Annotated in this window: 19 protein-coding genes; 9 read left to right on the top strand and 10 right to left on the bottom strand. The window is 68.9% G+C overall.

Annotated features, from left to right (window positions below):
* The first annotated feature begins 20 nt into the window (after positions 1 to 20).
* Positions 21 to 986, top strand: a complete 966-nt coding sequence (locus OG474_RS03410; protein WP_405060695.1) for a tetratricopeptide repeat protein — start codon at positions 21 to 23, stop codon at positions 984 to 986.
* Positions 987 to 1,009: 23 nt separating this feature from the next.
* Here OG474_RS03410 and OG474_RS03405 read toward each other — a convergent pair whose 3' ends face one another.
* Positions 1,010 to 1,456 carry a MarR family winged helix-turn-helix transcriptional regulator gene (locus OG474_RS03405; RefSeq protein ID WP_405060694.1) on the bottom strand — a complete coding sequence of 149 codons (447 nt, stop codon included), beginning with the start codon at positions 1,454 to 1,456 and terminating at the stop codon, positions 1,010 to 1,012.
* Positions 1,457 to 1,555: 99 nt separating this feature from the next.
* On the opposite strand from OG474_RS03405, the gene OG474_RS03400 reads away from it, so the two are divergent.
* Positions 1,556 to 2,521 (top strand): hypothetical protein, encoded by a 966-nt coding sequence (locus tag OG474_RS03400; RefSeq protein WP_405060693.1) that lies wholly within the window; start codon positions 1,556 to 1,558, stop codon positions 2,519 to 2,521.
* Here the strand turns inward: OG474_RS03400 and OG474_RS03395 are convergent.
* On the bottom strand, positions 2,518 to 4,098 hold the full coding sequence (locus OG474_RS03395) for a DUF5722 domain-containing protein (RefSeq protein WP_405060692.1): 1,581 nt from the start codon (positions 4,096 to 4,098) through the stop codon (positions 2,518 to 2,520). The two genes, OG474_RS03400 and OG474_RS03395, sit on opposite strands and share 4 nt — an antisense overlap.
* Before the next feature lie 107 nt (positions 4,099 to 4,205).
* On the opposite strand from OG474_RS03395, the gene OG474_RS03390 reads away from it, so the two are divergent.
* Positions 4,206 to 5,090, top strand: a complete 885-nt coding sequence (locus OG474_RS03390; protein WP_405060691.1) for a MurR/RpiR family transcriptional regulator — start codon at positions 4,206 to 4,208, stop codon at positions 5,088 to 5,090.
* A 1,387-nt stretch (positions 5,091 to 6,477) separates the two neighbouring features.
* Here OG474_RS03390 and OG474_RS03385 read toward each other — a convergent pair.
* A complete protein-coding gene (locus OG474_RS03385) occupies positions 6,478 to 7,707 on the bottom strand; it encodes a citrate/2-methylcitrate synthase (protein ID WP_405060690.1) in 1,230 nt (409 codons plus the stop codon).
* A gap of 79 nt (positions 7,708 to 7,786) precedes the next feature.
* Between OG474_RS03385 and OG474_RS03380 the strand changes: the two genes are divergently transcribed.
* On the top strand, positions 7,787 to 8,977 hold the full coding sequence (locus tag OG474_RS03380) for a citrate/2-methylcitrate synthase (protein WP_405060689.1): 1,191 nt from the start codon (positions 7,787 to 7,789) through the stop codon (positions 8,975 to 8,977).
* On the opposite strand, the gene OG474_RS03375 is transcribed toward OG474_RS03380, so the two are convergent.
* Positions 8,922 to 10,415, bottom strand: a complete 1,494-nt coding sequence (locus tag OG474_RS03375; protein WP_405060688.1) for a flavin-containing monooxygenase — start codon at positions 10,413 to 10,415, stop codon at positions 8,922 to 8,924. The genes OG474_RS03380 and OG474_RS03375 overlap by 56 nt on opposite strands.
* 141 nt (positions 10,416 to 10,556) lie before the next feature.
* On the opposite strand from OG474_RS03375, the gene OG474_RS03370 reads away from it, so the two are divergent.
* Together OG474_RS03370 and OG474_RS03365 are read left to right on the top strand one after the other, a co-directional pair.
* Positions 10,557 to 10,928 (top strand): YciI family protein, encoded by a 372-nt coding sequence (locus OG474_RS03370; protein ID WP_405060687.1) that lies wholly within the window; start codon positions 10,557 to 10,559, stop codon positions 10,926 to 10,928.
* A gap of 99 nt (positions 10,929 to 11,027) precedes the next feature.
* Positions 11,028 to 12,212, top strand: coding sequence for an RNA polymerase sigma factor (locus OG474_RS03365; RefSeq protein ID WP_405060686.1), 1,185 nt, complete (start codon positions 11,028 to 11,030; stop codon positions 12,210 to 12,212).
* On the opposite strand, the gene OG474_RS03360 is transcribed toward OG474_RS03365, so the two are convergent.
* Together OG474_RS03360 and OG474_RS03355 are read right to left on the bottom strand one after the other, a co-directional pair.
* Positions 12,172 to 13,137, bottom strand: coding sequence for a sigma-70 family RNA polymerase sigma factor (locus tag OG474_RS03360; protein ID WP_405060685.1), 966 nt, complete (start codon positions 13,135 to 13,137; stop codon positions 12,172 to 12,174). The genes OG474_RS03365 and OG474_RS03360 overlap by 41 nt on opposite strands.
* Before the next feature lie 17 nt (positions 13,138 to 13,154).
* On the bottom strand, positions 13,155 to 14,045 hold the full coding sequence (locus OG474_RS03355; protein ID WP_405060684.1) for an alpha/beta hydrolase: 891 nt from the start codon (positions 14,043 to 14,045) through the stop codon (positions 13,155 to 13,157).
* Between the two features lie 160 nt (positions 14,046 to 14,205).
* On the opposite strand from OG474_RS03355, the gene OG474_RS03350 reads away from it, so the two are divergent.
* Positions 14,206 to 17,952 carry a S8 family serine peptidase gene (locus OG474_RS03350; RefSeq protein ID WP_405060683.1) on the top strand — a complete coding sequence of 1,249 codons (3,747 nt, stop codon included), beginning with the start codon at positions 14,206 to 14,208 and terminating at the stop codon, positions 17,950 to 17,952.
* A 29-nt stretch (positions 17,953 to 17,981) separates the two neighbouring features.
* On the opposite strand, the gene OG474_RS03345 is transcribed toward OG474_RS03350, so the two are convergent.
* The gene (locus OG474_RS03345) at positions 17,982 to 18,425 is read right to left on the bottom strand and encodes a MerR family transcriptional regulator (RefSeq protein ID WP_405060682.1); all 444 of its coding nucleotides are present in this window, start codon (positions 18,423 to 18,425) and stop codon (positions 17,982 to 17,984) included.
* A 23-nt stretch (positions 18,426 to 18,448) separates the two neighbouring features.
* On the opposite strand from OG474_RS03345, the gene OG474_RS03340 reads away from it, so the two are divergent.
* Positions 18,449 to 19,696, top strand: a complete 1,248-nt coding sequence (locus tag OG474_RS03340) for an MFS transporter (RefSeq protein WP_405060681.1) — start codon at positions 18,449 to 18,451, stop codon at positions 19,694 to 19,696.
* Positions 19,697 to 20,008: 312 nt separating this feature from the next.
* On the top strand, positions 20,009 to 20,821 hold the full coding sequence (locus OG474_RS03335) for a phosphotransferase family protein (protein WP_405060680.1): 813 nt from the start codon (positions 20,009 to 20,011) through the stop codon (positions 20,819 to 20,821).
* On the opposite strand, the gene OG474_RS03330 is transcribed toward OG474_RS03335, so the two are convergent.
* The 3 genes from OG474_RS03330 to glgB form a co-directional block, all read right to left on the bottom strand.
* The gene (locus tag OG474_RS03330; RefSeq protein ID WP_405060679.1) at positions 20,814 to 21,731 is read right to left on the bottom strand and encodes a hypothetical protein; all 918 of its coding nucleotides are present in this window, start codon (positions 21,729 to 21,731) and stop codon (positions 20,814 to 20,816) included. The two genes, OG474_RS03335 and OG474_RS03330, sit on opposite strands and share 8 nt — an antisense overlap.
* A 61-nt stretch (positions 21,732 to 21,792) precedes the next feature.
* A complete protein-coding gene (locus OG474_RS03325; RefSeq protein ID WP_405060678.1) occupies positions 21,793 to 22,686 on the bottom strand; it encodes an NUDIX hydrolase in 894 nt (297 codons plus the stop codon).
* A 10-nt stretch (positions 22,687 to 22,696) separates the two neighbouring features.
* The gene (gene glgB, locus OG474_RS03320; RefSeq protein WP_405060677.1) at positions 22,697 to 24,931 is read right to left on the bottom strand and encodes a 1,4-alpha-glucan branching protein GlgB; all 2,235 of its coding nucleotides are present in this window, start codon (positions 24,929 to 24,931) and stop codon (positions 22,697 to 22,699) included.
* Between the last annotated feature and the right edge of the window lie 46 nt (positions 24,932 to 24,977).

The raw sequence follows: 24,977 nt of genomic DNA, 5'->3' as shown, positions 1-24,977 counted from the left end.
AGCGGAATGCGAGGGCAGTGGTGAGTCAGTCCAACTTCTCCCGTCCCGGGGCGATCGATCTGTCGGCTCTGCGCCGTCCTGCCGGTGCCCCTGGGCCCGGTGCAGGCGCTGGCGGCGCTGGTGCGCCGGGTGCGAGTGCCGGTACGGCGGGTGGCGGTGCCGCGGGGCCGTACGTGCTGAACGTCAGCGAGCCGACGTTCCAGAACGATGTGATCGAGCGGTCCCTGCAGGTCCCGGTGGTGGTCGAGTTCTGGTCGCCGCGGGCGCAGGGGGCGGCTCAGCTCGGCGAGGCGCTGGCCAAGCTGTCGACCGAGTACGCCGGCAAGTTCCTGCTGGCCCGGGTCGACATCGACGCGAACCCGCAGCTGGCGCAGGCAGTCGGCGTGCAGTCCGTGCCGCTGGTGATCGCCGTACTGCGTGGACAGGTCGTCCCGCTGTTCCAGGGCGCGCTCGGCGAGGCCGAGATCCGGCAGTACCTCGACCAGTTGATGACGCTCGCCGTGGCGAACGGTGTCTCCGGTCGGGCCGAGCCGGTCGGACCGGCCGCCGAGGCTCCGGTCGAGGAGGAGGACGCCCCGAACCCGCGCTACGCGAAGGCGGAGGACGCGGTCGGCGCGGGCGACCTCGAGGGCGCGATCGCGGCGTACGAGGAGCTCATCAAGGAGACGCCGAACGACGCCGAGGCGAAGTCCGGTCTCGCTCGGGTCCAGCTGGTGAAGCGGACCCAGGAGGCGCCGGCCGACATCCGCACCCGCGCGGCCGACAACCCGGGCGACATCGAGGCGCAGTTGCTGGTCGCCGATGTCGACCTGATGGGCGGCCACATCGAGGACGCGTTCAGCCGGTTGATCAGCGTGATCCAGACGACCGCGGGGGACGAGCGCAACACCGTTCGCCTGCACCTGCTGGAGCTGTTCGAGGTCGTGGGCCCCGAGGACGAGCGCGTCGGCAAGGCCCGGCGCCGGCTGATGGCGGCGCTGTTCTGAGTTCTTAGCGATCCAGTCTGTGCCTATTTGGTCAAGATGGGATCAGTAGTCAGTGTTTCGGAAACCCGGGCGAGGAGCGAGCGCAGTACGTCGAGCTCCTCGTCCGTGAAGGCAGCGGCCAGCCGGCGCTCGACGCCGGTGGCCCGCTCGTCCGCCTGATCCAGCGCCTTGCGGCCGGCTGCGGTCGGGCGGGTCTCGATCACATGCCGGTGCAGCGGGTGCGGCGTGCGCTCGATCAGCTCGGCCGCCTCCAGGTTGCGCAGGATCGTCGTCATCGTCTGCGGCGTCACCAGGCATCGGCGGGCCAGCTCGGCGGCCGAGATCCCCGGCTGCTCGTCCAGCACGAACAGAGCGGCGTACTGCGGCACTGTCAGGCCTGCCGGTTTCACCGCGGCCGCCTTGGCGGCCTGCAGGTCTTGCTCGACCCGCTTCAGGTGACTGCCGAGCCGTTGGTCGAAGGACATCCGCATACCACCCATCGTACGAACTCTTTTCGGCATATGTGCATTGACTAGCATCAGAGGTCTGATTAGTCTCTGTGTTCTTATCCGCTCGAGAGGGGCTCTCTGATGTTGCGCTTCACGGTGGCTCTCGCCGCTTTGCTTGCTTTCACCTCGCCGGTGGCCGCGCCCGCGGTCGCGGCTCCGGCCCCGGTGGTGATCACGGGCGACACCTCCGATCGCTATCCGGAGGGGATCGCCTGGGATCCGACTCGGCACGCCTTCCTGATCGGCTCGATCGCCACCGGCCGGATCTCCGTCGTCGGCCGCGATGGCGTGCCGCATCCGTTCGGCGTCGCGCCGGGCGTCTCCACCTTCGGGCTGCATGTCGACGCCCGGCGGAACCGCGTGCTGGTCACGTACGCCGATATCGGGTCGGGTGAGCGGTCGTCCGAGGCGACGGCGTACAAGCAGTCTGGTGTGGCTGTGTATGACCTGCGGACCGGGCGGTTGCTGCGCCGGATCGACCTCAATACCGCGCGGCTGAACCCGGCCGGCGGGAAGCACGGGGCGAACGATCTCGCGATCGATGCCGCGGGCAACGCATATGTGACCGACCCGGCGGGGGACGCGATCTACAAGGTTGACCGCGCTGGGCACGCCTCGGTGCTGGTGCGCGATGCCCGGCTGCGGAGTGATTCGATCGGCGCGAACGGCATCGTCTGGGACCCGGCCGGATTCCTGCTGACGGTCCGCTACGACACCGGCGTCCTGCTGCGGATCACGCCCGCCGGACGGATCTCTGAGGTTGCCGTAGGCAAGCACTTGGTTGGCGGCGACGGTCTGGCGATGACGCGGGACCGCCGCCTGATCGCCGTCACCAACAAGCTCGGGGCGCCCGGCCTCGAGGAGGTCACCGTGCTGACCAGTACGGACGCCTTCCGCAGCGCCCGGGTCCAGTCGTCCGAGGCGTGGCTGGTCGCCGCCCCGACCACCGCCGCCGTCACCCCGGACGGAACCTACGTGCTCAGCGGCAGTGTCGACATCCTGCTAGCCGGTGGCTCCTCGAAACACTTCACGATCCGACGGTTCTAAGCAGCCGAGTAGCCCAGCAGTTGTTCTGTCCGCTGACCTTCGCAGTTGGGGTCGGGGGAGACGAAGTGGTCGCCGTTGCCGGGGAGGTAGCAGCGGTAGATGGGGATGCTGCCGGCGGCCGCTGAGGTTCGCGCGTAGCCGACCGGGCCTAGTGGGCGCAGGCCTTCGCAGCCGGAATCGCGAGTGAGGAGGTTGTGGCCGCCGACCTGGCATTCGTAGAGCGGCACGGTGTCGGGCGCCTGCTCACGGAGCAGGCGCCAGGTGCGCTCGGCGGTGAACCCGGTGGGGAGCAGACGGGACGAGGCCCAGTGGCCGCGGTTCGCGTTGTAGCCGCGGGTGAGTGTTGTGTAGGGCAACTTCTCGAAGCCGCAGCTCAGTTGGGGCGGGTTCAGGTCGCTGCGGTTGGCCAGCGCCCAGGTCGTCCAGGCCGTCTTGGCCGTCTTGCCGGCATTCCGCAGCCCGAGGCCGATGCCTTCCTCGGGGTGGTCGACCATCCGGTGATAGACGAAGTTCGTGATCCCCGGCGTACCGAGGACGTTGCGGAAGATGGTGCAGACTCCGGCCGCTTGCCGCGCGGGCGTCGACGGCGACGTCGAGACCACGCCGCTCTCGGTGAGCTGGACGTCGGTCGCGGCCGGGGTGTTGGGGAAGTTCTGCTGCAGCCAGCCGAGCAGTACGCCGACGTTGCCGTGAGTCAGGAAGGGATAGTCGTCCGCACTGATCACGTCGCTGCTCAGCGGATGAGCGTACGGGTGCGCCGCGACTCGCCAGGTCCGAGAGCCGACGCGGCTGGCGAGCCCACGCAGTACTGTCTGGCCGGCCAGCGTGGCGTCCTGCGCGGCCGGGCGTTCGAGCTCGATGCCGAACTGCTGGTCGATCGAGACCAGCACCTTCGCCTCCGACTGCGCCGCGACGATCTTGTCGTACGCCGCGTTGTAGTTGGCAGCGATCTCGTCCAGCCACCGGTTCTTGTCGCACGGTGTGCCCTCGCCGCAGCCGATGTCGAACCAGGCGTTGGTGTTGACCTCGTTGTTGATCACGAAGTCCGCGATCCGGCCGTGGCCGTGCAGGCCGTCGTACCGTTGCGCGATCATCCCGGCGAACCGCGCGTAGTCGGCGGGGTTGTTCGGCGTACAGAAGATCTCCATGCCTGGTGCGGCCGGGGAGCAGGGCTTGCCGGACCGGGCCCAGGCGGGGGTGCCGTAGACGACCGAGGTGACGATCAGGCCGCGGTCGGTCCAGTCCTTGATCGCTGCGTCGGTCTGCGCGTCCACAGCGAAGCAGCGGCCGTCGTACTCCTGCTCGGTGGCGGAACATGGCGCAGCTTTGCTGGTCGGCTCCCAGGCGGCCCAGACCATGTTCATCGCGACACCGCCGGTGTTGTTGCCGGCGATCTCCTGCGGGTTCGCCCAGAAGTCGGGCTGGAGCGACTTGATCCGGTACGCGTCGCGCGCGGGGTAGGGCAGGCCCGCCTGCGCCTTTGGTGGGGCCGCCTTAGCTTGGGGCTGCAGGAAAGCGGCGGGCTGTGCGAGGGCGGCGACGGTCGCCAGGGCGATGACGAGACGGCGTGGCTGCATGAGCTGACCATGCTGGCTGGAGACGGCCGCGTCGAGCCTTGCGATCTCCGCCGAAGCGTCCTGTGAACTCTTGCAATGTACTGCGCTCTGGTCTGAGAATAATTCACATGAGCCTTGCCGCTGTCCCACCGCCGCCCAGTCTCGAGGCGCGGATCCGGGGGCTGCTGCCCGTGCTCAGTCCGGCTCAGACGCGAATCGCGACCGAGGTACTGCGCGATCCGAGCGGGGTCGCGTCGTCGACGATCGGTCAGCTCGCGGCCCGCTGCGGTACGTCGCTGCCGAGCGTGACCCGGTTCTGTATCGCCCTCGGCCTGTCAGGGTACGCCGAACTCCGGCTCGGGCTCGCCGCCGAGACCGGCCGCAGCAGCCTCAGCTGGGAACGCGGTACCGGCGCCGAGGTCGGCCCCGACGACACCCTCGACGACGTCCTGCACACCCTGCTCCGCGCCGACACCCGAGCCCTCGAAGACACCGTCGCCGCGCTCGACGTACCGGCCCTGGGTCGCGCGGTCCAGGCAATCTCCGACGCCCGCCGAATCGACCTGTACGCCGTCTCCGGCTCAGCCGCGGTCGCCGACGAACTGCGCCTCCGCCTGCACCGCATCGGCCGCGGCGCGAACAGCTGGAGCGACGTCCACAACGCCCTCACCAGCGCCGCCCTGCTCGGACCAGGGGACGTCGCGGTCGGCATCTCGCACAGCGGCGAAACCATCGAGGTCCTGGAACCGCTGACCCGCGCCGCCGCCCAAGGCGCCACCACGGTCGCCCTCACCAACTACCCCCGCTCACCCCTGGCCCAGGCCGCCGACATCGTCCTGGTCACCGCCGCCCGCGACATCACCTTCCGCTCCGGCGCCCTGGCCGGCCGCCACGCCCAGATGATCGTCCTGGACGCCCTCTACCTAGGCGTAGCCCAACGCGACTACCCCCTGGCCTCCCAAGCCTTCGACGCCACCGCCGACGCCGTATCCACCCACCGCAAACGCACCTGACCCGCCCCCGACCAAGCCCGCAACCCCAGCCACCGCAGCAGCCCAGCCACCCTGTCTCCTCGGCCTGCCGTCCGCGCTGATCGACCCCGATCGAGCCACCAGCCGTGGGTTCGAACAGGAACCGGGGGTCCGCAACAGGTCACCACCTGTTCAAGCCCCCCGTGCGCCCTGCCACCCCCCAATAGATGACCGCACCCACCAAACGAACCACGCCAGCCCGGTACGGCGGGTGCGCGGGGACCCGATTTGGTGGGTGGGCCAGGCAATTCGTGGGTTGGCTGACCGCATGCGGTTGGCCCTCCCGCAACAGGGTGGGTGGACCCATCAAAATGGGGAACGGTCGGGCTGGCGTCTGCTGGGTGGACCCGTGGGGTGGTGGGTTCTGGACCCGCATGCGAGTGCAGAACCCGCAACCGGGTGGGGGAACCCACCAAACGATCCACTCCAGCCCGGTACGACGGGCGCGCGGGGACCCGATTTGGTGGGTGGGCCAGGCAAATTGTGGGTTGGCTAGCCGCATGCGGTTGCCCCTCCCGCAACCGGATGGGTGGACCCATCAAATGGGGACCGGTCGGGGCTGGGTCTGCCTGGTGGGGGAACCCATGAGATGGAGCTGGGTGAGACGGGCGGGAGCTGGCGGCCGGTTCTTGGACCGCAACCGAAGCCCGGAAGCTCAGGCGACGGGAGGGTGGTCACCGGCCTCGCTTGCCGGACCGCAACCGAGGCCCGGAAGCTCAGGCGACGGGAAATTGTGTCGGCGTCTTGCCGGAACCGCAACCAGAGCCCGTCAGCCCTAGGCAACGGGAGCTCGGGAACCGGCGCCTTTCCTGGACCGCAACCGAAGCTCGGAAGCTCAGGCGACGGAAACGCGGGAAGCGGCCTCCTCTTTCGGACCGCAACCGGAGCTCGTCAGCCCTAGGCGACGGGAGTGTGGTCACTGGGCTCGCCGTCCGGCTCAGCCACGGCGGCGGCCAGCCGTGCTGTCTTTCAGGTCGGCCGGTCGCGGCGATCAACCACAAACCGACGTGCCCGGCCGAGGCCTTTCGGTCTGTACCCCGCCCGTCCGCCAAGAACAGCCGACTGAAGCGCACGGCGAGCAGAGCGGATGGCTGAGGGCGATGGCGAGCCCGGCGACCGCGATCCCGTTGCCTGGGCCTGAGGAGCGGGATCTCGCGCTATCCGGTGGATTTGGGGTGCTCGGCGACGAAAATCGACCGGATAACGCGCGAACCAGCTGAGCTGCCCCGATCGGGCGCGGCGGATGGGGCGGGTCGCTCGTCGTGTTGATCGGTCATTCGTGGGCGGTATTTGGCGAAAAAGTTCCGGCTAAGGCGATGGGCGGCTGGGCCGGTCGGCCTTAAGTGCGCTTCAACCACTTTTTGCGTGGTCAGGTGGCTGAAGCGTGCTCAAGGTCGTGGCGGGTGCCGGTGTAGATGCCGGGGGCTCGGAAGCGGAGGGGCGGGGCGGCGTACTCCTCCAGGGCGTGGGCGGTCCAGCCGGTGATGCGGGCCAGGGCGAAGAGGGTTTCGCCGGCGTCGGGGCGGAGGTTGTGGGCGTGCATGAGGGCGGCGATGGCCAGGTCGCTGTTGGGGAAGGACTTGGTGTGGTCGGCGATCGTCTGGATCACCTGGAGGATCGGGGCGTCGCCGAGCAGGGTGAAGAGGACTTCGGCTCGGGGGTCTCGGGTTCGGTAGATCTTGTGGCCGAAGCCGGGGATGGGGGCGCCGGTGCGGAGGCGGTCGGACAGCGCGCCCAGGGGGTCGTGCTTCGCTCGGTCCAGGAACTCGTAGGCGAGGGTCGGGGCCGTGCCGTGGTACTGGCCGTCCAGCGCGCCCAGACCGGCCGAGACGACGGCGTACAGGTTTGCTCGGGCGCTTGCCGCTACTCGGGCGGCGACGGTGGAGACGGCGAGGCCGTGGTCGGCCAGCAGGATGAGCGCCGCGTCGAGTAGCTCCGGACGTGCTTGCTGGGGCGGGGTGCCAGGGGTGCCAGGGGTGCCAGGGGTGCCAGGGGTGGCTCGGAGTTTTAGCCAGAGGCGCGTGCCGGGCGAGGTGTTGGGGGAGGCCGTGGGGCCGGGGAGGGCGGTGATGAGGGTGCCCAGGAGCGTTCGGGCTGCGGTGGTGATGGAGGTGGGCTCGAGGTCGAAGCGCAGCGGGTCTGCGGCGCCCAGGGCGGCCACCGCTACCCGGAGTTGGTCGGTGAGCCGCGCGGTGGGTGGCAGGACGGCCATGGCAGCTCGCGCCAGGTTGACCGAATCGCGGTGGACGGGGAACGGGGGTTGCTCGGTCAGCTCGCCGGTCCAGAGGAGGTGGGCGACTGACTCGAGTGTTGAGGTCCTGGCCAGCTCGGGGACCGAGCGGCCGCGGTAGTAGAGCTCATCACCGGACTGCAGTGTGAGCGCGGACTCGATCTCCTCGACGACTCCGGAGTGCTCCACCGATCGACTCGCGAGTTGCTCCACGTCGGCGACGGCGAACAGGCTGCCGCGGCGGCCTCGGGCCCGGACGCTGGTCAGGAGACCGCGGCTCACGTACGCGTAGACCGTCTCCGGCTTCACGCGCAGCCGTCGCGCCACCTGCGCCGTCGTCAGGTAATCCGCATCACCTTCTGCTGTCATTCCCGCTCCATCACACTCTCATGTTGACTGGATCAACATTGACAATACTTGATTGGCTATCAACCCTGAAGTCATGTCAATGACGATCAATGTTCCGCCCGGTCTCCGCAACGTCGTCGTCACCGAGACGACCATCGGCGATGTCCGGGGAGACGAAGGGTTCTATCACTACCGGCAGTACTCGGCGGTCGACCTCGCCAAGTTGAAAACGCTCGAAGACGTCTGGTACCTGCTCTTCGAGGGCCGGCTTCCGAGCGCCCCCGAGCGCGACCGGTTCATCGCCGAGCTCGCGCCGCTGCGGATCCTGCCGGCGGAGGTCCGCGCGGTCCTGCCAGCCATCGCCAACGCGGGACCGAAGTTCAATCCGCTAGCAGGCCTCCGGACCGCGCTCTCGGTGCTGGCGGCGGTCAATAACCTGCCGCCCTTGTGGGACGCCGACCCAGCCCGCCGCCAAGCCGACGCCATGCTGGTCTGCGCGGTCACCCCGACCATCCTCGCCGCGCTCTACCGGCTCCGCGAAGGTCAGGAGCCGCTCGAACCCCGCCCTGACCTGACCGCCGCCGCCAACTGGCTCTACCTCGTCACCGGCAAGCTGCCGACCGACGTCGAGGCCACGGCGATCGAGCACTACCTGATCTCCACCGTCGACCACGGCTTCAACGCCTCGACCTTCACCGCCCGCGTCATCGCGTCGACCGGTGCCGACCTGGTGGCGGCCATCGCCGGCGCGATCGGCGCGTTCTCCGGCCCGCTGCACGGCGGTGCGCCTGACCGCGCGCTGGCCAGCCTCGACGAGATCGGTACGCCGGACCGCATCGACGCCTGGGTCCGCGCGAAGATCGAGGCCGGCGACCGCATCATGGGCTTCGGCCACGCCGTCTACCGGACCGAGGACCCCCGCTCACTCATGCTCCGCGACATCGCCCGCGGCCCGCTCAGCCAAGGCCAAGGCCAAGGCCAAGGCCAAGGCCAAGGCCAAGGCCACAGCGAAGGTCAAGCCCTCGTCGACTTCGCCACCACGGTCGAGCAGCGCATCGTCGACGTACTGGCCGAGCTCAAGCCCGGCCGCAACCTCTACGCGAACGTCGAGTTCTACGCCGGTGTCCTGATGGAGCTCTGCGGTATCCCGCGCGCCATGTTCACCCCGACCTTCGCCGTCAGCCGGGTGATCGGCTGGTCGGCCAACATCCTCGAGCAGGCGGCCGACCCGAAGATCATCCGCCCGAGTGCGCAGTACGTCGGTCCGCCGCCGCCGGCGCCCGTCGAGTGAACTTCAGTACGCCGTCCTCGATCGCGCCGAACCGGAAACTGACCAGGTCCCGGGGATAGTTCTGCCGCAACCGCCAGGGACCGTTCGGACCCTGGCGGGGCAGGATGCCCGCGGCCCGCTGGATGTACCCCGACGAGAGGTCGACGACCGGCCGCCGCGGAGCGTCGTACTCGGCGGCGTCGATCTCCGGCAGGCAGATGTCGGTGCCGGTGGCGCGCAGGTGGTTGAGCAGCCGGGTGACGAACTGCGAGCTCAGGTCGGAGCGGAGCGTCCAGGAGTTGTTGGTGTAACCGACGCACCAGGCCAGGTTCGGTACGCCGCTCAGCATCAACCCCCGGTAGACGAAGGTCTCGCTGACAGGGACCGGCCGGCCGTCGACGGTGAGCTGGATCTTGCCCAGGGCAACCATCCTCAGGCCGGTCGCCGTGACCACCAGATCGGCCTCCAACGACTCGCCGGACTTCAGCAGCAGCCCGGTCGGAGTGAAACGCGAGATCTCGTCGGTCACCACCGAAGCGGTCCCCTTGCGCAGCGCCCGGAACAGATCGGAGTCAGGGACGAGGCAGAGCCGCTGGTCCCACGGCTTGTACGTCGGCGTGAAGTGCGGGTCAGCGGGGATCGAATCCGGCAACTGCCGCGCAGCCATCCGATTGAGCATCCACGCGGCATGGGCGGGGAACTTGCGCAACGCGTTGTAGGTCAGCGTGCTCATCGCGATGTTCTTCGTCCGGATCACCCGATGCGCGAGCTTGTCCGGCAGTACGCCGCGCACGCGGTTGGCGAATGCGTCAGCAGCCGGCCGGGAGGCGACGTAGCTCGGTGTGCGCTGCAGCATCGTCACGTGGGCCGCGGTGTCGGCCATCGCCGGGACGAGCGTGACCGCGGTCGCTCCGCTGCCGATGATCACCACGCGCTTGCCCGAGTAGTCCAAGTCCGCCGGCCAGTGCTGCGGATGCACCACCTGGCCCTTGAACTCGTCCTGCCCCGGGAAGTCAACGACGTACCCCTGGTCGTAGTCGTAGTAGCCGCTGCAGGTGTAGAGGAACGAGCACGTGTACGTCGAGTCGTCCGTCTCGACCGTCCACTGCGCGGTCTCCGACGACCAGGAGGCGCGCAGCACCCGCTGCCCGAACCGGATCTGCTTGTCGATCCCGTACGTCGACGCCGTGTCGTTCACGTACTCCCGGATGTCGGTGCCGTCCGCGATCGCCTTCCCGTCCCACGAGTGGAAGGGGAACCCGAGCGTGAACATGTCCGAGTCCGACCGGATCCCCGGATAGCGGAACAGGTCCCACGTCCCGCCGATCGCGTCCCGGGCCTCGAGGATCGCGTAGGACCGGTCCGGGCTCTGGGTCTGCAGCCGGTAGGCCGCACCGATCCCGGACAGGCCGGCGCCGACGATCAGGACGTCGCGGTGTTCCATATGTTCGGGCTCCATACATTCCTCCTGGGGCGGAAGGCTTGTTGAGTATCCACTCAACAGTACCGCGAAAACTCGTGCCGCGGTGCTGTCGATTCCGTTCCGGGCCGATCGTCAGCAAGATGTTCAGTAGCAAGCCCGACACCAAGGGAGCCCGAGATGGCGCAGTACATGTTCCTGCTCTTCGACAGCGAGGAGTGGTACGACAACATCACCGCGGAGGACTGGCACTCGACGATGAAGCTGCACACCGCGTTCGCGGAGGCAGTGGAGGCGGCCGGCGCCAGCATCCTCGGCGGTGCGGCGCTGGAGCGGTCCAGTACGGCGAGCACCGTCAAGCAGCGGGAAGGCGCGGAGCCGCTGGTCACCGACGGCCCGTTCATCGAGACGAAGGAGGCCCTCGGCGGCTTCTACCTCGTCGAGGCCCGCGACCTGGACCAGGCGCTCGAGCTGGCCAAGCTCTGCCCGTCCGGCAACGTCGAGGTCCGTCCGGTGATGGACACCTCCGCGGAAGCCGCGCCCTCGGCCTGAGCGAGAGTGCCAGCCGATTCGCACCGACCACCCGCGGGAGTACACCCGCGGGCGGTCGTTGCGGCCGTTGAGCGGGCGCACCGGGAGAGCTGGTCGACCGTGCTCGCCTCGGTCGTGCGGCTGACCCGGGACCTCGACCTGGCCGAGGACTGCACGCAGGATGCCTTCGTCCAGGCGCTAAGGACCTGGCCGGACGAGATCCCGGCCAACCCGGGCGGCTGGCTGACCACGGTCGCGCGGCGGCTGGCCCTGGATCGGCTGCGGCGCGAGACCACGCTGCGGCGCAAACTCCCGCTGCTCATCGAAGAGCCGGGTGAGATCGAGCAGCCGACCGATCCGCTCCGGCTGGTGTTCACCTGCTGCCACCCGGCGCTGGCGCAGGAATCCCAGGTGGCGCTGACTCTGCGGCTGATCTGCGGCCTGACCACTCGCGAGGTCGCAGCCTGTCTGTTGATCAGCGAGCCGACAGCTGCGGCCCGCATCACCCGGGCGAAGAAGAAGATCGCGGCCGCCGGAATCCCGTACCGGATCCCCGCCGACGACGAGCTCCCGGCTCGGCTGGACGCGGTCCTGACCGTGGTGCACCTGGTCTACACGGCCGGCCACGTCGCGGCCGGTCCGGAGCTGACCCGGACCGATCTGACCGGCCGCGCGGTGGAGCTAGCCAGGTTGCTCGTCCGCCTGATGCCGACCGAGACCGAGCCCGAGGCGCTGCTCGGCCTCCTCCTGATGATCGAGGCCCGTGGCGATACCCGGATGAGCGCGGACGGCGAACTGGTCCTGCTCGCGGATCAGGACCGGTCGCGCTGGGACGTGAAGATGCTGGCCGAGGGAGTGTCGCGGGCGACCGCCGCGCTCCTGAGCGGCCAGGGCCGCTTCGCCTTGCAGGCGGCCGTGGCGGGCCTCCACGTGACCGCGCCGTCCTGGGACCGCACCGACTGGCGGCAGGTCGTGCGGATGTACGACGCGATGATGATCAGCTGGCCGACGCCGATCGTCGCGCTCAACCGGGCAGCCGCCCGCAGCCTGCTCCCCGGCGCCGACCTGACCCAGGTCCTCGCCGAACTGGATGCCCTCGGCAACGAACCGGCGCTGCGCTCCTACCCGTACCTGCCGGCCGCGCGGGCCGACGTACTGGCCCGCCTGGGTCGTTCACCCGAAGCGGCCGCCGCCTACGAGGAGGCGATGACACTGACCGGCAACGAGGCCGAACGCCGCTTCCTGGTACGGCGGCGCACCGCGGTCACGGAGGCGGCAGGGTCGCCGGCAACCCGGCGCGGGTGACAAAGCCCGCCGTACCGAACACGTGGATGTGCGACAGCCCGGACGGAGTCGGGGTGAGGACGGCGACGCCGTACGGCTCGTGGTCCCCGCCAGGCCCGCGGACATAGGCGCCGACCGCAGGTTGGCCGTTGGCGGTGAACGGGATCATCCGCCAGTCGCCAGGTGCTCCGACCGCCTCGGCCAGCAGGCGCAGACACATCACCCGGCCGTCGAACCACGTGCTCGTGCCGACCATTTCGAGTGCGGCATCCGCACGGAGCGCACGTTCGAGGGCAGCGGTGTCGGCGTCCTCGAAGCCGGTGATGTAGTCGGCCAGCAACGCCTGTGCCCGTGGATCGGACGGCTCGTAGACCTCGCCCTGCACGGGAGCAGCCTCCTCGAGCCGCGCACGCGCTCGTTGCAGGCTGCTCTTCACCGCCGCGACCGACGTGTCGAGCATGGTCGCGACCTCGGCCGCCGGAAACGCCAGGACCTCGCGAAGAATCAGTATGGCGCGCTGCTTCGGGGCGAGGTGTTGCAACGCGGCGATCAGTGCGAGCCGCAAGCTCTCTCGCGCCGCCACGATGACGGCCGGATCGCTGGACTCCGGCAGTACCAACGAGTCTGCGATCGGCTCCAGGAATGCGACTCCACGGGGTGCCGACCCGGGAGCCAGGTCGGTCGCCGGCGCGGCGATGCCGGACGGGAGTGCCCGCCGGCCGCGCTGCTCCAGCGCGGTCAGACATGCGTTGGTGGCGATCCGGTAGAGCCAGAGCCGGAGCGACGACCTGCCCTCGAAGGCCGAGTAGGAGCGCCACGCCCGCAAGTAGGTCTCCTGGACGAGGTCCTCGGCTTCGTCGACCGAAGCGAGCATGCGATAGCAGTGCGCCAGCAACTCTCTGCGGTACGGCTCGGTACTGCGAACAAACTCCGTGTCGCCCGTCATCAGAGCTCCTTCAGTCATCAGTCCACCAGCCCGAGTAGTGGCCGCACCCAGCTTGCCAGCCGCCGGATCGCATCGTCTGCCTCAGGCGCGCGGCCGGCCGCCATCTGGAAGGTGTGCTGCATCTGCGGGAACACATCGATCCGGACCTCGACCCCGGCCTGCTCGGCGCGTTCCGCGAGCAGGTGCGCGTCGTCGACCAGCACTTCGTCTCCGCCGACCTGGACGTAGATCGGTCCGAGACCGGTCAAGTCGCCGTACAACGGGTTCGCCAGCGGATCCCGCGGAGAACCGTCCGGTCCCAGGAAGACGCGCGCGAGTCCGCGGACGAGGTCCCGGTGGAAGAACGCGTCGGTATCGCGGTTGGTGTCGTACGACGCGCCGTTGGCTTCGAGGTCCACCCAGGGCGAGATCGCCATCGCGGCGGCCGGGAGCGGCAGCCCGAGGGAGCGGGCCCGGAGTTGGGCGGTGATCGTCAGCCCACCGCCCGCGGAGTCACCCGTGAACGCGACGTGTTCTGGCGCGATGCCCTGATCCAGCAGCCAGCGGTAGGTATCGATGGCCGTGTCGACCTGGGCGGGATGAACGTGCTCCGGGGCGAGCGGGCAGTCGAAGAGCAGGGCTCGCGCGCCGACAGCGGCGGCCAGATGGCCGAACAGCTTGCGGTGCGAGGTCCGCGATCCGCTGACGAAGCCCCCGCCGTGCATGCACAGCAGAACGCGGTCCGGTGCCGCGTCCGTCGGCACGATCCAGACAGCGGACCGGTCGCGCACGCTGAGATAGTCCACTCCCGCGGGCTCGGTCGTCAGCTCGGCCCACCGATGATCGCCGAGCTCCCGGTCGGTCTGTTCGCCGGCCGTCCGTGCCGCGGCCCAATGCCGTCGTACTGCCTCGGACTGCTTGCTTGCCATGGTGCCGTCCCTTCTCGATCAACAGGTCATCGATAAAGACCGGCGAACCCGCGCAAAGGAATCGGTTTGAGTGGTCTAGGCCGTGTTCCAACCAAAGTCGGCTCCCTGACGTCGGTCAGTCAGTAGGTACACATCTACTGACTGACCTCGGGGGACAGACATGCGATTGACCAGATCTTTGGTGGCGCTGCTCGGTGCGGCGTCATTGATCACCGGAGCGGCCGTGGCCGCGACTGCGGGCACCGACCGGCCGGACAGAGACACCGCCAGTACGGCGGCCGCACTGGCCGCTGGATGGACGACCGGTGGCACGCACCGGCAGCTGACGCTGATCACCGGCGACCGGGTGGATATCGAGCAACGCAAGGGCGCGCCCGACCGCGTCACCTTCCGTCCCGGGCCGGAGCACCGGTCGTCCGGGGCGACGATCTCGCAGGCAGGTGGGCACACGTACGTCGTACCGTCCGTGGCTCGTCCGCAGCTCGCGGCCGGTCAGCTCGACCGGAGTCTGTTCGACGTCACCACGCTGCTCGCCGAACTCGGTGACGACAGCAGGTCGACGTCCATCCCGGTCATCGTCGAGTACGCCGGTCAACCGGGCGAGGCGGCGGCGCGCGCCGAGCAGGCCCTTCCGGGCAGCGACGCGGGCACGATCCTGGCCTCGATCGGCGGCCGGGCCGCGACCGTCCACCGCGACCGGGCCGGTGCTTTCTGGTCCTCGATCGGTGCTCCCAGCAACCAGCGCAGCAACCAGCGCGGCACCCATCTTCGGGCAGCCGCCATCCGCAAGGTCTGGCTGGACCGCAAGGTCACAGCGGCGCTCGACTGGAGTGTGCCGCAGATCGGCGTACCGGCCGCCCGCAAGCGCGGTCTGAGCGGCAAGGGCATCAAGGTCGCCGTCCTCGACACCGGCATCGACGCGACCCATCCGGACCTGAAGGGACGGGTCGCGGCGGCGAAGAACTTCACGTCGACCGCGGACGTGACCGACCACGCCGGCCATGGCACCCATGTCGCCGGGACCATCGCCGGTACCGGTGCAGCCTCGAACGGCAAGTACGTCGGGGTCGCTCCGGACGCCACTCTGCTCAACGGCAAGGTGCTCGACGACGAGGGATCAGGGACCGACTCGTCGATCATCGCGGGGGCGGAGTGGGCCGTTGCCCAGGGCGCCAAGGTCGTCAACATCAGCATCGGGTCGAGTCAGGCCAGCGACGGCACCGATCCCATGTCGCGAGCCATCGACAAGCTGACCACGTCGTCCGGCGCGCTCTTCGTGGTCTCCGCGGGCAACTGCGACTTCAAGGACTTCATCGGTGCGCCGGGATCCGCCGCGCAGGCGCTCACCGTCGCCAATCTCCAGCGCAGTGGTGCCGTCAACGAGACCTCCTGCCAGGGTCCTCGCAACGACCGGGCCACGAAGCCTGACATCGCCGCACCGGGTACGGACATCGTGGCGCCGCGGGCCGCGGGTTCCGACATCGGCGATCCGGTCGGCAAGTACTACACGACACTGACCGGTACGTCGATGGCCGCGCCGCACGTGGCCGGATCCGCGGTCCTGCTCGCTCAGCAGCACCAGGACTGGAAGGCGGCCCAGCTCAAGGCCCGACTGATCTCCACCGCGGACCCGATGCCGAAGACCTCGCTCGACGCGGCCGGTGCCGGGCGGGTCGATGCCGACCAGGCCACGGACAACAGCGTCGGCGTCGACACCGCCGAGCTGGAGTTCGGCACGATCCTCTGGCCGCATCCGGCACCGAAGCCCGTCAGCCGGATAGTGACCTACCAGAACCCGGGCAAGGCTCCGGTGACCCTGTCGCTGACCGCGCCACTCGATGCCGACGACAACGGTACGGCGCCGAAGCTCAGTGCGAGCCAACTCGTCGTACCGGCCGGTGGCAAGGCCTCCGTCACGGTCACGGCCGATCCGGGGACCGACAAGCTCGGCCGCCACACCGGCCGGGTGATCGCGAAGCCGGCGACCGGCGATCCGCTCGTGACGACGTACGGCTGGTTCCTGGAGCCGGAGATGTACGACGTGACCGTGCATGGCGTGCTGCCGGACGGCTCGCCGGCCGATTCCTGGCTGTTCGTCACCCGCCCCGACGGCGGCCCGGTCGACACGTTCGACGGGCAGGGCGGCCCGGAGATGATCGACGGTGTCGCGACCATGCGGATCGTTCCGGGGGTCTACTCGATCTCGGCGACGTTCTGGCAGCCGGCCACGGCCACGCGGCCGGAGACCTACACGATCGCCGCGCAGCCGCAGATCTCGATCAAGAAGACCACCGAGTTCACCCTCGACGCCCGCAAGGCCGTCCCTGTCGGCGTCTCGCTGGCCGGGAAGCACGGTCTGTCGGCCGGGACCACCTCGATGGCCTACTTCCGCAAGGACACGGCCGGCAAGGTGGCCGGCTTTGAGGAGGTCGCTGTCGACGACGCGCCCGCCCAGCTGTTCGCCGTACCGACGTCGGGGGTGACCGTCGGCAAGATGGAGTTCAGCGCCGGAACCCGGCTCGAGACACCGGCGTACCGGCTGTGGGCCGGGAAGAAGGAGCTCAAGGCCCTCGAACTGGTGGACGGACCGCGGTTCGCCGGGACCAGGCAGCTGGAGGCTGTTGCCGCAGGCACCGGTCAGGACGCCGAGCTGAAGGTTGCTGCCGGCAAGCTCGCGGTCGTTGCCTTCGACCCCGACATGGCGCCGGCGGACGTTGCCCTGGCGGCGCAGCGGGCCAAGGTCGCGGGGGTGCTGTTCTACGATCCGCTCGCTCCCGGGCTGGGCACCGACCGGCCGAGCCTGGGTGATCCGGCGCTCAAGATCCCGGTGCTGATGACCTCGCGCGAATCCGCCGCGGACCTGCCGAAGAAGACGGTCCGGATCGACGGCGTCACCACCTCACCGGTGGTGTACGACCTGCTGAAGGCCTGGCCCGGCCGGATTCCGGTGCGTCCGACGTACCAGTACCGGGCCGCGCAGCTCGCGCGGACCCAGGAGTCGTACGCCGCGCACACCGCGACGACCCAGCTATGGGAGACGCGGTTGGGGTACACGCCTCTGGGCGAGGTGCACGGGACGTCCCCGCGCACGCTGTCCACCGGTCCGGTCAACCGGGTCGGGTTCGTCTCGCCGGGCGAGTGGGACCAGCGCGTCGTGACCGGTACGTCGGATCATGTCGCCTACTCGAGCGCCCATCGCTACCGCGTCGGTGAGCGGCAGCGGATCGCCTGGGGCGGGCCGGTGGTGACCTCGGGTCTGCCGGCCAAGCCGCCGAACTGGCCGACGGAGACCGGTGTCGTCCGGACCGGTGATCATCTGGTGATCGGGCTCGCCGCGTTCCAGCAGGGCAGCGCACACTACGAGGAGCCGGGCTTCGCGCCCGAGGACACGTACGCACTGGCGTTGGAGCGCGACGGCAAGACGCTGGTCAAGGCGGAGGAACTGGTCATCAACGGACCGGTTCCGGTTGCCCCAGGCAACTACCGGCTGACGCTGGACGCGCAGCGGACCGCGCCGTGGTGGAAGTACTCGACCAAGGTCAGCTCGATCTGGGACTTCCGCTCGCGCGCCGGCAAGTCCGAGGTGATGCCGATGATCCTGGCCGACGTCGGCCTCCCGAAGGCCGACGACCTCAACCGGGTCCCGATCGGTACGCCGACGCCGATCACCCTGGCGCTGCGCCACCAGACGGGCGCTCCGCAGGCGGCGATCAGCAAGGTCAGCCTGCGGATGTCGTACGACGGCCGCACCTGGATCGCCGTACCGCTCAAGAAGACGTCGGCGAACACCTACCAAGCCCTCGTCACCCACCAGCAGGGCGGCACGATCGACCTGGCGCTCGACATCACCGACGCCGCGGGCGGCCGGCTGCAGCAACACATCACCAAGGCCTACGGCCTGAAGTAGCCGGTACGGGGAGCGGCCGCTCCCCGTACTCAGCCGGTAGGCCCGGGGAACCAGAGGGTGTCGGCGGTCCCGGCCTGGAGGCGGCCGCGGTACACGTCGATCTTGTGGTCGATGAGCTGGAGGTTCTCCTGCAGTTCGGCGAGTTTGGTGAGGACCTCGGCGCGGTGGGATTCGAGCAGGGCGAGCCGCTCCTTCTCGTTGCCGGCGCCGGCCACAACCATGTCGGCGTACTCGCGGATGACGCGGATCGGCATCCCGGTCGCTCGCAGGCGGGTACACATTCCGATCCACCTGAGATCGAGGTCGTGGTACCGGCGCCGGCCACCGCTGGTCCGGTCGACGTCGGTGATGACCAGACCCGCGCGTTCGTAGTACCGGAGGGTGTGGACGCTGACGCCGGTCCGCTCGGCGGCCTCGGCGATGCTCACCCCGGCTTCGGGGAGGGGTTGGGAGGAGAGCTTGACTTCGAGCACGCTCTAAATCCTAGGTTCGAGCTATGAGAGTTTCAACGAGGCGGCGGCTGGTCCTGGCCATCTGCTGCGCGAGCATCATCGTTTCGCTGATGGATGTGTCCATCGTCAACGTGGCGTTGCCGTCCATCCACGCCGACCTCGGTACGTCGGTGAGCGGGCTGCAGTGGACCGTCGACGCCTACACGCTGGTGCTGGCGGTCCTGCTTCCGCTCGCGGGCTCGACGGCGGACCGGATCGGCCGGCGGCGGATCTTCCAGCTCGGCCTGGTCGTCTTCGGGCTCGGCTCACTGGCCTGCAGCCTGGCGCCCGGGATCGGCTGGCTGATCGCGGCCCGCGCGCTGCAGGCGGTCGGCGGCACGATGCTGAACCCGGTCGCGATGGCGATCGTCGTCACCACCTTCCCCGACCGCACCGACCGCGCGAAGGCGATCGGCGTCTTCGGCTCGATGTCCGGGCTGGCGCTCGCGCTCGGCCCGATCCTCGGCGGCGCCCTCGTTGACACCTGGGGCTGGCGCTCGATCTTCTGGGTCAACCTGCCGATCATCGTGATCGCCGTCATCTGCACCCACCTGTTCGTCCCCGAGAGTCGCGCCGACCACGCCCGCCGCTTCGACCCGATCGGTCAGCTCCTGCTCATGCTCACCCTTGGTTCGCTGGTCGCCGCGATCATCGAGTCCGCTCCGTGGCTGCTGGTCTGCACAGCACTGGCTACGACCGCCTTGATCGCGTACGAACGCCGCCGTACCGAACCGCTGCTCGAACTGCGCCTCTTCCGCAGCGTGCGCTTCAGTTCGGCACTGGTGATCGCCCTGCTCGCCTATGTCGGGTTCGGCGCCTACTTCTTCGTCACCACGCTCTATCTGCAGAACGTCCGCGGAGTCTCCGCCTTCGCCGCCGGCCTGACGCTGCTGCCGGTCGGCGCCGCCATCCTCCTGGTTGCCCCGTACGCCGGACGCCTGGTCGCCGCTCGCGGTCCACGCCTGCCGCTGCTGATCGCGGGCGCTGCTTTCGTCCTCAGCGTGGCCGCGTCGTTCACGATCGGCGCGGCCACCCCGCTGCCGGTGCTGCTCGCCATCTACCTGGTCTTCGGCATCTTCGTCGGCATGATCAACCCGCCCTTGGTCAACACCGCCGTCTCCGAAATGCCCACCGACATGGCCGGCCTCGCCGCCTCCATGGTCTCCACCGGCCGCCAGGTCGGCATCAGCCTCGGTGTCGCCGCCGCCGGAGCCGTCATCGCTTCGACAGCCTTGGTCACTGGCAACGGATGATGGGCCGGGCGGTTGTATGTGTCGCTAACGACAGGTGGTGTACCCCGAGATGGCGGACTCGGTAGCGATATGAGCGTGGGACGGCATATACGTAGACGACTACTACCTGTCCTTGTGCATCTCCCCGGGACGCTCGATGCAGCCAGCGCGTCTGGCGATGGGTCGCCTTATCTTTGTGCGCAGGATCCATCTTTGGGTATCCACCAACCATTTTCGTGGGCTCGAAGTGGTTGGTGGGTTCCCAAAGATGAGCTGGGTGCACAATGTCTGTCCTTAGCGGCATTCCGTGCGGTGTCTTGGCAGGATGGTGACGTGGAGCTGATCGGGCAGGGGATGGAAGGGGTCGTCTACGACCTCGGTGACGGGCTGGTTCGCAAGGTCTGGTTCGATCGGCGGCCCGACGACGTACGTCCGTTGCAAGCATTCCTTGATGAAATCCCTGAGCTTCCGTTCCGGACGCCGCGGATCCGGTCGATCGGCGCGGCGGACAACGGGCTTGCCGTCAGCGACGAGGACCTGTTGACGGGAACTCCCTTCGACAGGAGTGATCCAGAAGCGTTCGTGACTGTGGTCGAGGCGCTGCGGGCAACGACCGCCGGTCCGGGGAGCAAGGCCCTTCCCGTGCTCAACGAACCGTTCTGGCGAGACGACCTCTCGTGGGGCGAGGCGCTGGCCGCCCTGGTACGGCGTCGCGCGGACGAATCACGCCGGCACCTGGAGCGCGACGTACCGGCCTTCTCGGACCTGCTCGACCAGGTCACCCGCCGGCTCGCGTCCATCGAGCTGGAGCGATTGAGCATCGTGCACGGTGACATCTGCCCGGACAACGTGCTGATGGACGGCCCGCGCCCCACCGCGCTCCTCGACTGGGGGTTCGTATCGATGGCCGGTGACAACACCTTCGACGCCGCCCTCGCTCCCGGCTTCTTCGACATGTACGGCGCCGATGCCAGGCAACGCGATCTCGTCCTGCTCGATCGGTTCGAGGCACTCGGTCACGATCGCGCGCGGATGCATCTGTATCGCCAGGCCTACGCGATCCTCACAGCGACCATCTACGACCCGGAAGCCGGTGACGGCCACTATGCCTGGTGCGTCGCCGACCTCAACCGCCTGCCTAGGTGAGGTTCTTGATCACCTGAGTGGCGATCGGAGTCAGTGGCTCGCAGGCATTGCGGCGGCTGACTTTGGCGGTCACGAGTCGAACGAAGACAATCTCGTTCGTTCGCTGCGGTATGTCGACCCGGCAGCCAGGGATGTCCTTCATTCCGGGGAGCAACCACCAGCGGTTGACAATGCGGCCGCCGATGGAGATGAACTCGTCCCGGGTGTTGGCGGGGTGTGGGTACGAGCCGCGGACGAACTCGATCGAGAACAGGGGCATCTCCCCGCCTGGGTCGCTGTTGCGCACACCCCAGAGGCAGTACTGGCCGTTGAAACCGCGGTCGCGGACAGTGTGGTCGATGTCCGAGAACCTGCTGAGCGCTGCTTCGTCGACGAGGGCACAGGCGTCCTTGTGGGCCAGCGAGGACGCGGGCTGCTTCGCCGGGGCGAGGTTGCCGCGCAGGAGCCTGCCGATCACTTGCACGACGGCGCGGTCCGACAGCTTGCACAGCGCCGCCGTCGTACTCAGCTCGTAGTTCGTCATTGTCGTCTGCACCTGAACCACGGCCTCGGCGACTGCGATCTGGCGCTGACAGATCTGGTTGTTCTCCTGGGCGGCTCTGATCGGCACACCGGAGACCGCGGGCAGCTCTCTGGTTCCGTTCGACAGCGCCGCCAGTAGACCGACCTCGGCGGTCATCTTGCCGACCGTCACATCGCACTGGACGAACTCTTGTCCCGGTTCGACCTTGGCGCCCTTCCCGAACCCCTGCGCTTCGACCAGGCCGCAGGGGTCCGCGGCCGCGAGCTCGGCCGGCGTGACCTTGATCGGCGAGGTGGGAGTCGGCGCGGGAGAGGGCGCAGCCTGCTGAGCTGCCCCGCATCCCGCAAGCATCACCACACCACAGACCAACGCCATCGCTTTCCGCATGCCGCCCAGCGTGGCAGCGGCGGCACGAGGCAGCGGGGCGTTGGCAACAATCGGCCAGCGGCTAGATGGGCTTGCCGTTGCTCAGGTTGTGGAGCTCGTCGGGCTTGCCGAGAACGAGCGGGAGGCGGCGGGCGTTCAGGGGCGAGACCAGGCCTTCGAGCGCATCGGGGGAGTGCCACGACAGGGCGAGGATCTCCATGCCGTCGGGCTGCAGGGTCTCCAGCAACGACGGGTCGTGGACGCCGCCGTCGTACAGGATCTCGACGGCGTCGCCCCAGCCTTCCCAGCGGGGCAGCCAGTCGATCGCCAGTACGCCGAGGAGCGGGAGCGCGATGCCGAGCTCCTCCTCCATTTCGCGGGAGGCGCCGGTGGCGGGGTCTTCGTCGGGCTCGACGACGCCGCCGGGGAGTTCGAGGTCCTGCTTGTAGCTGACCTGGCAGAGCAGGACCCGGCCGGTCGTGTCCCGTACGACGACGTGCGCGATGACGCGCTTCTTCGGCAGGGTCGAGTCCATCAGGGTGGTCCAGCCGAGCACGGAGTCCGGCCGCGGGTCGCCGCTGCGCATGCCGTACACGATCACGTCACGGCGTTCACCCTCGACGAGGGCCGCGCCGCGCAGGACGCCTTCGCGGCGGAAACCGGAGCGGATCGCTACTCGCATCGACGCGGGTAGCTCGGGATCCACGTCGATCTGCAGGCGATCGAAGCCGAGCTCGCTCAAGGCGTGCTCAGCCATCAGCCGGACTGCGCGGGTGGCGACTCCGATACCGCCTTCCGCCGCCCACACGACCAAACCGGCGCCGGGCGTGGTCCGCCGTACCTCCACTGTCCCGATCGAGATCGCGCCCCCCTCGGGGACGTCGGTCCGGGTGACGTCGAAGGTGACCACCTGCTCGTCCTGGGCGGACAGATGCAGCGTCAGTTCGTCGTCGGTCAGCGGTTGTACGGCGGTCACTCCACGAACGCTACCCGTCGTACCGCAGGAACACGGTGGCGAGGGGCGGTACGGACAGCTCGGTGCTGGTCGTCATCCCGTGCCACTCCGGGCCGTCGGCCTCGACCGCGCCGAAGTTGCCGACCCCGGAGCCGCCGTAGTGCGCGGCGTCGGTGTTGATCACCTCGGACCAGGTCCCGGCGTACGGGAGGCCGAGGCGGTAGCCGTGATGCGGTACAGCGGAGAAGTTCGCGATGCAGGCGACCGTCGACTCGCCCTCGTCGCCGAAGCGGACGAACGAGAACACGTTGTTGGCGGCATCGTTGGCGTCGATCCAGCTGAACTTCTCGGCCGCGTGGTCGGTCCGCCACAAGGCCGCGGTGCCGGTGTAGACGCCGTTCAGGTCGCGGACCAGCTGCTGCAGACCGCGGTGGTTCTCGTGGTCCAGCAGCCACCAGTCGAGCTCGCCCTTCTCGGACCACTCCGACTCCTGGCCGAACTCGCAGCCCATGAACAGCAGCTGCTTGCCCGGGTGCGCCCACATCATCGCCAGATACGCGCGCAGGTTCGCCAGCTGCTGCCAGCGGTCGCCCGGCATCTTGCGCAGCAGGGAGCCCTTGCCGTGCACCACCTCGTCGTGCGACAGCGGGAGGACGAAGTTCTCCGAGTAGGCGTACATCATCGAGAACGTCAGCTCGTGATGGTGGTACTGGCGGTGCACCGGCTCGTGCTCCAGGTAGCGGAGCGAGTCGTTCATCCAGCCCATGTTCCACTTGAAGCCGAAGCCGAGACCGCCGAGGTGGGTGTCACGGGTGACGCCCGGCCAGGACGTCGACTCCTCGGCGACCGTGATCACGCCGGGCACGCGCTTGTAGAGCGTCGCGTTCATCTCCTGGAGGAACGACACCGCCTCCAGGTTCTCGCGGCCGCCGTACTGGTTGGGGACCCACTGGCCCTCCTGGCGCGAGTAGTCCAGGTAGAGCATCGAGGCGACCGCGTCCACGCGCAGGCCGTCGATGTGGAACTCCTCGGCCCAGTAGATCGCGTTCGCGACCAGGAAGTTGCGCACCTGCGGACGGCCGAAGTCGAAGACCAGCGTGCCCCAGTCGGGCTGCTCGCCGCGCCGCGGATCCGGGTGCTCGTACAGCGGAGTGCCGTCGAAGCGGGCCAGCGCCCACGCGTCCTTCGGGAAGTGCGCGGGAACCCAGTCGACCAGTACGCCGATGCCGGCCTGGTGCAGCTTGTCGACCAGGAACCGGAAGTCGTCGGGGTCGCCGAACCGCGAGGTCGGAGCGAAGTACGAGGTGACCTGGTAGCCCCAGGAGCCGCCGAACGGGTGCTCCATCACCGGCATGAGCTCGACGTGGGTGAAGCCCATGTCGTTGACGTAGGCAACGAGTTCGTCGGCGAGCTCGCGGTAGGTCTTGCCCTTGCGCCACGACCCGAGGTGTACCTCGTAGACGCTCATCGGCTCGGCGTAGGACTGCGAGGCGGCCCGGCGCTCCAGCCAGGCGGCGTCCTCCCATTCGTACCTCGACTCGTGCACGACCGACGCGTTGGCCGGCGGAACCTCGGCCAGATTCGCCATCGGGTCGGCCTTCTGCCGCCAGACGCCGTCGCGGCCGCAGATGTCGAACTTGTACCGCGTGCCCGGGCCGATGCCCGGCACGAACAGCTCCCACACACCCGACGAACCCAGTGAGCGCAGCGGATGCGCGCGGCCGTCCCAGAAGTTGAAGTCGGCAGTCAGCCGAACGCCTTGCGCGTTCGGGGCCCAGACCGCGAACGACGTCCCGGTCACCGCACCCGTAGGACCGTCGTACCGGCGGACGTGCGCGCCGAGAACGGTCCACAGCTGCTCGTGCCGGCCCTCGCCGATCAGATGCAGGTCGACCTCGCCGAGTGACGGGAGATACCGGTACGGATCGTCGACCTCGACCGCGGGACCATCGGTGTAACCGACCTCGAGCCGGTAGTCCGGCACCGCGTCGATGTCCAGCACGCCGACCCAGATGCCGTCGAACTCGTGCCGCAGCGGCAACTTCTTCCCGCCGTACAACACCGTCACCGAGCTGGCGAACGGCCGCAGCACGCGCACGGTCACCCCGTGATCGCCGAGGTGCGGCCCGAGCACCTGATGAGGATCGTGGAACGTCCCACCGACCACCCGCTCCAGAACCGTCCGGTCCACCGAAACCGCAGTCACCACAGGCTCCTCGGCCGGAACCACCGGCTGCTCCATGGCTTCGCTCTCACTCGATCCCATGCACCCCATCCTGCCCGATCGCCACCACATTCACCGCACCCCGTAC

Origin of the sequence: Kribbella sp. NBC_01505 (assembly GCF_045040285.1) — a bacterium.
Lineage (GTDB): Bacteria > Actinomycetota > Actinomycetes > Propionibacteriales > Kribbellaceae > Kribbella.
The sequence above is the reverse complement of the archived record's forward strand: the minus strand, read 5'-3'. Positions and strand labels throughout refer to the sequence as shown.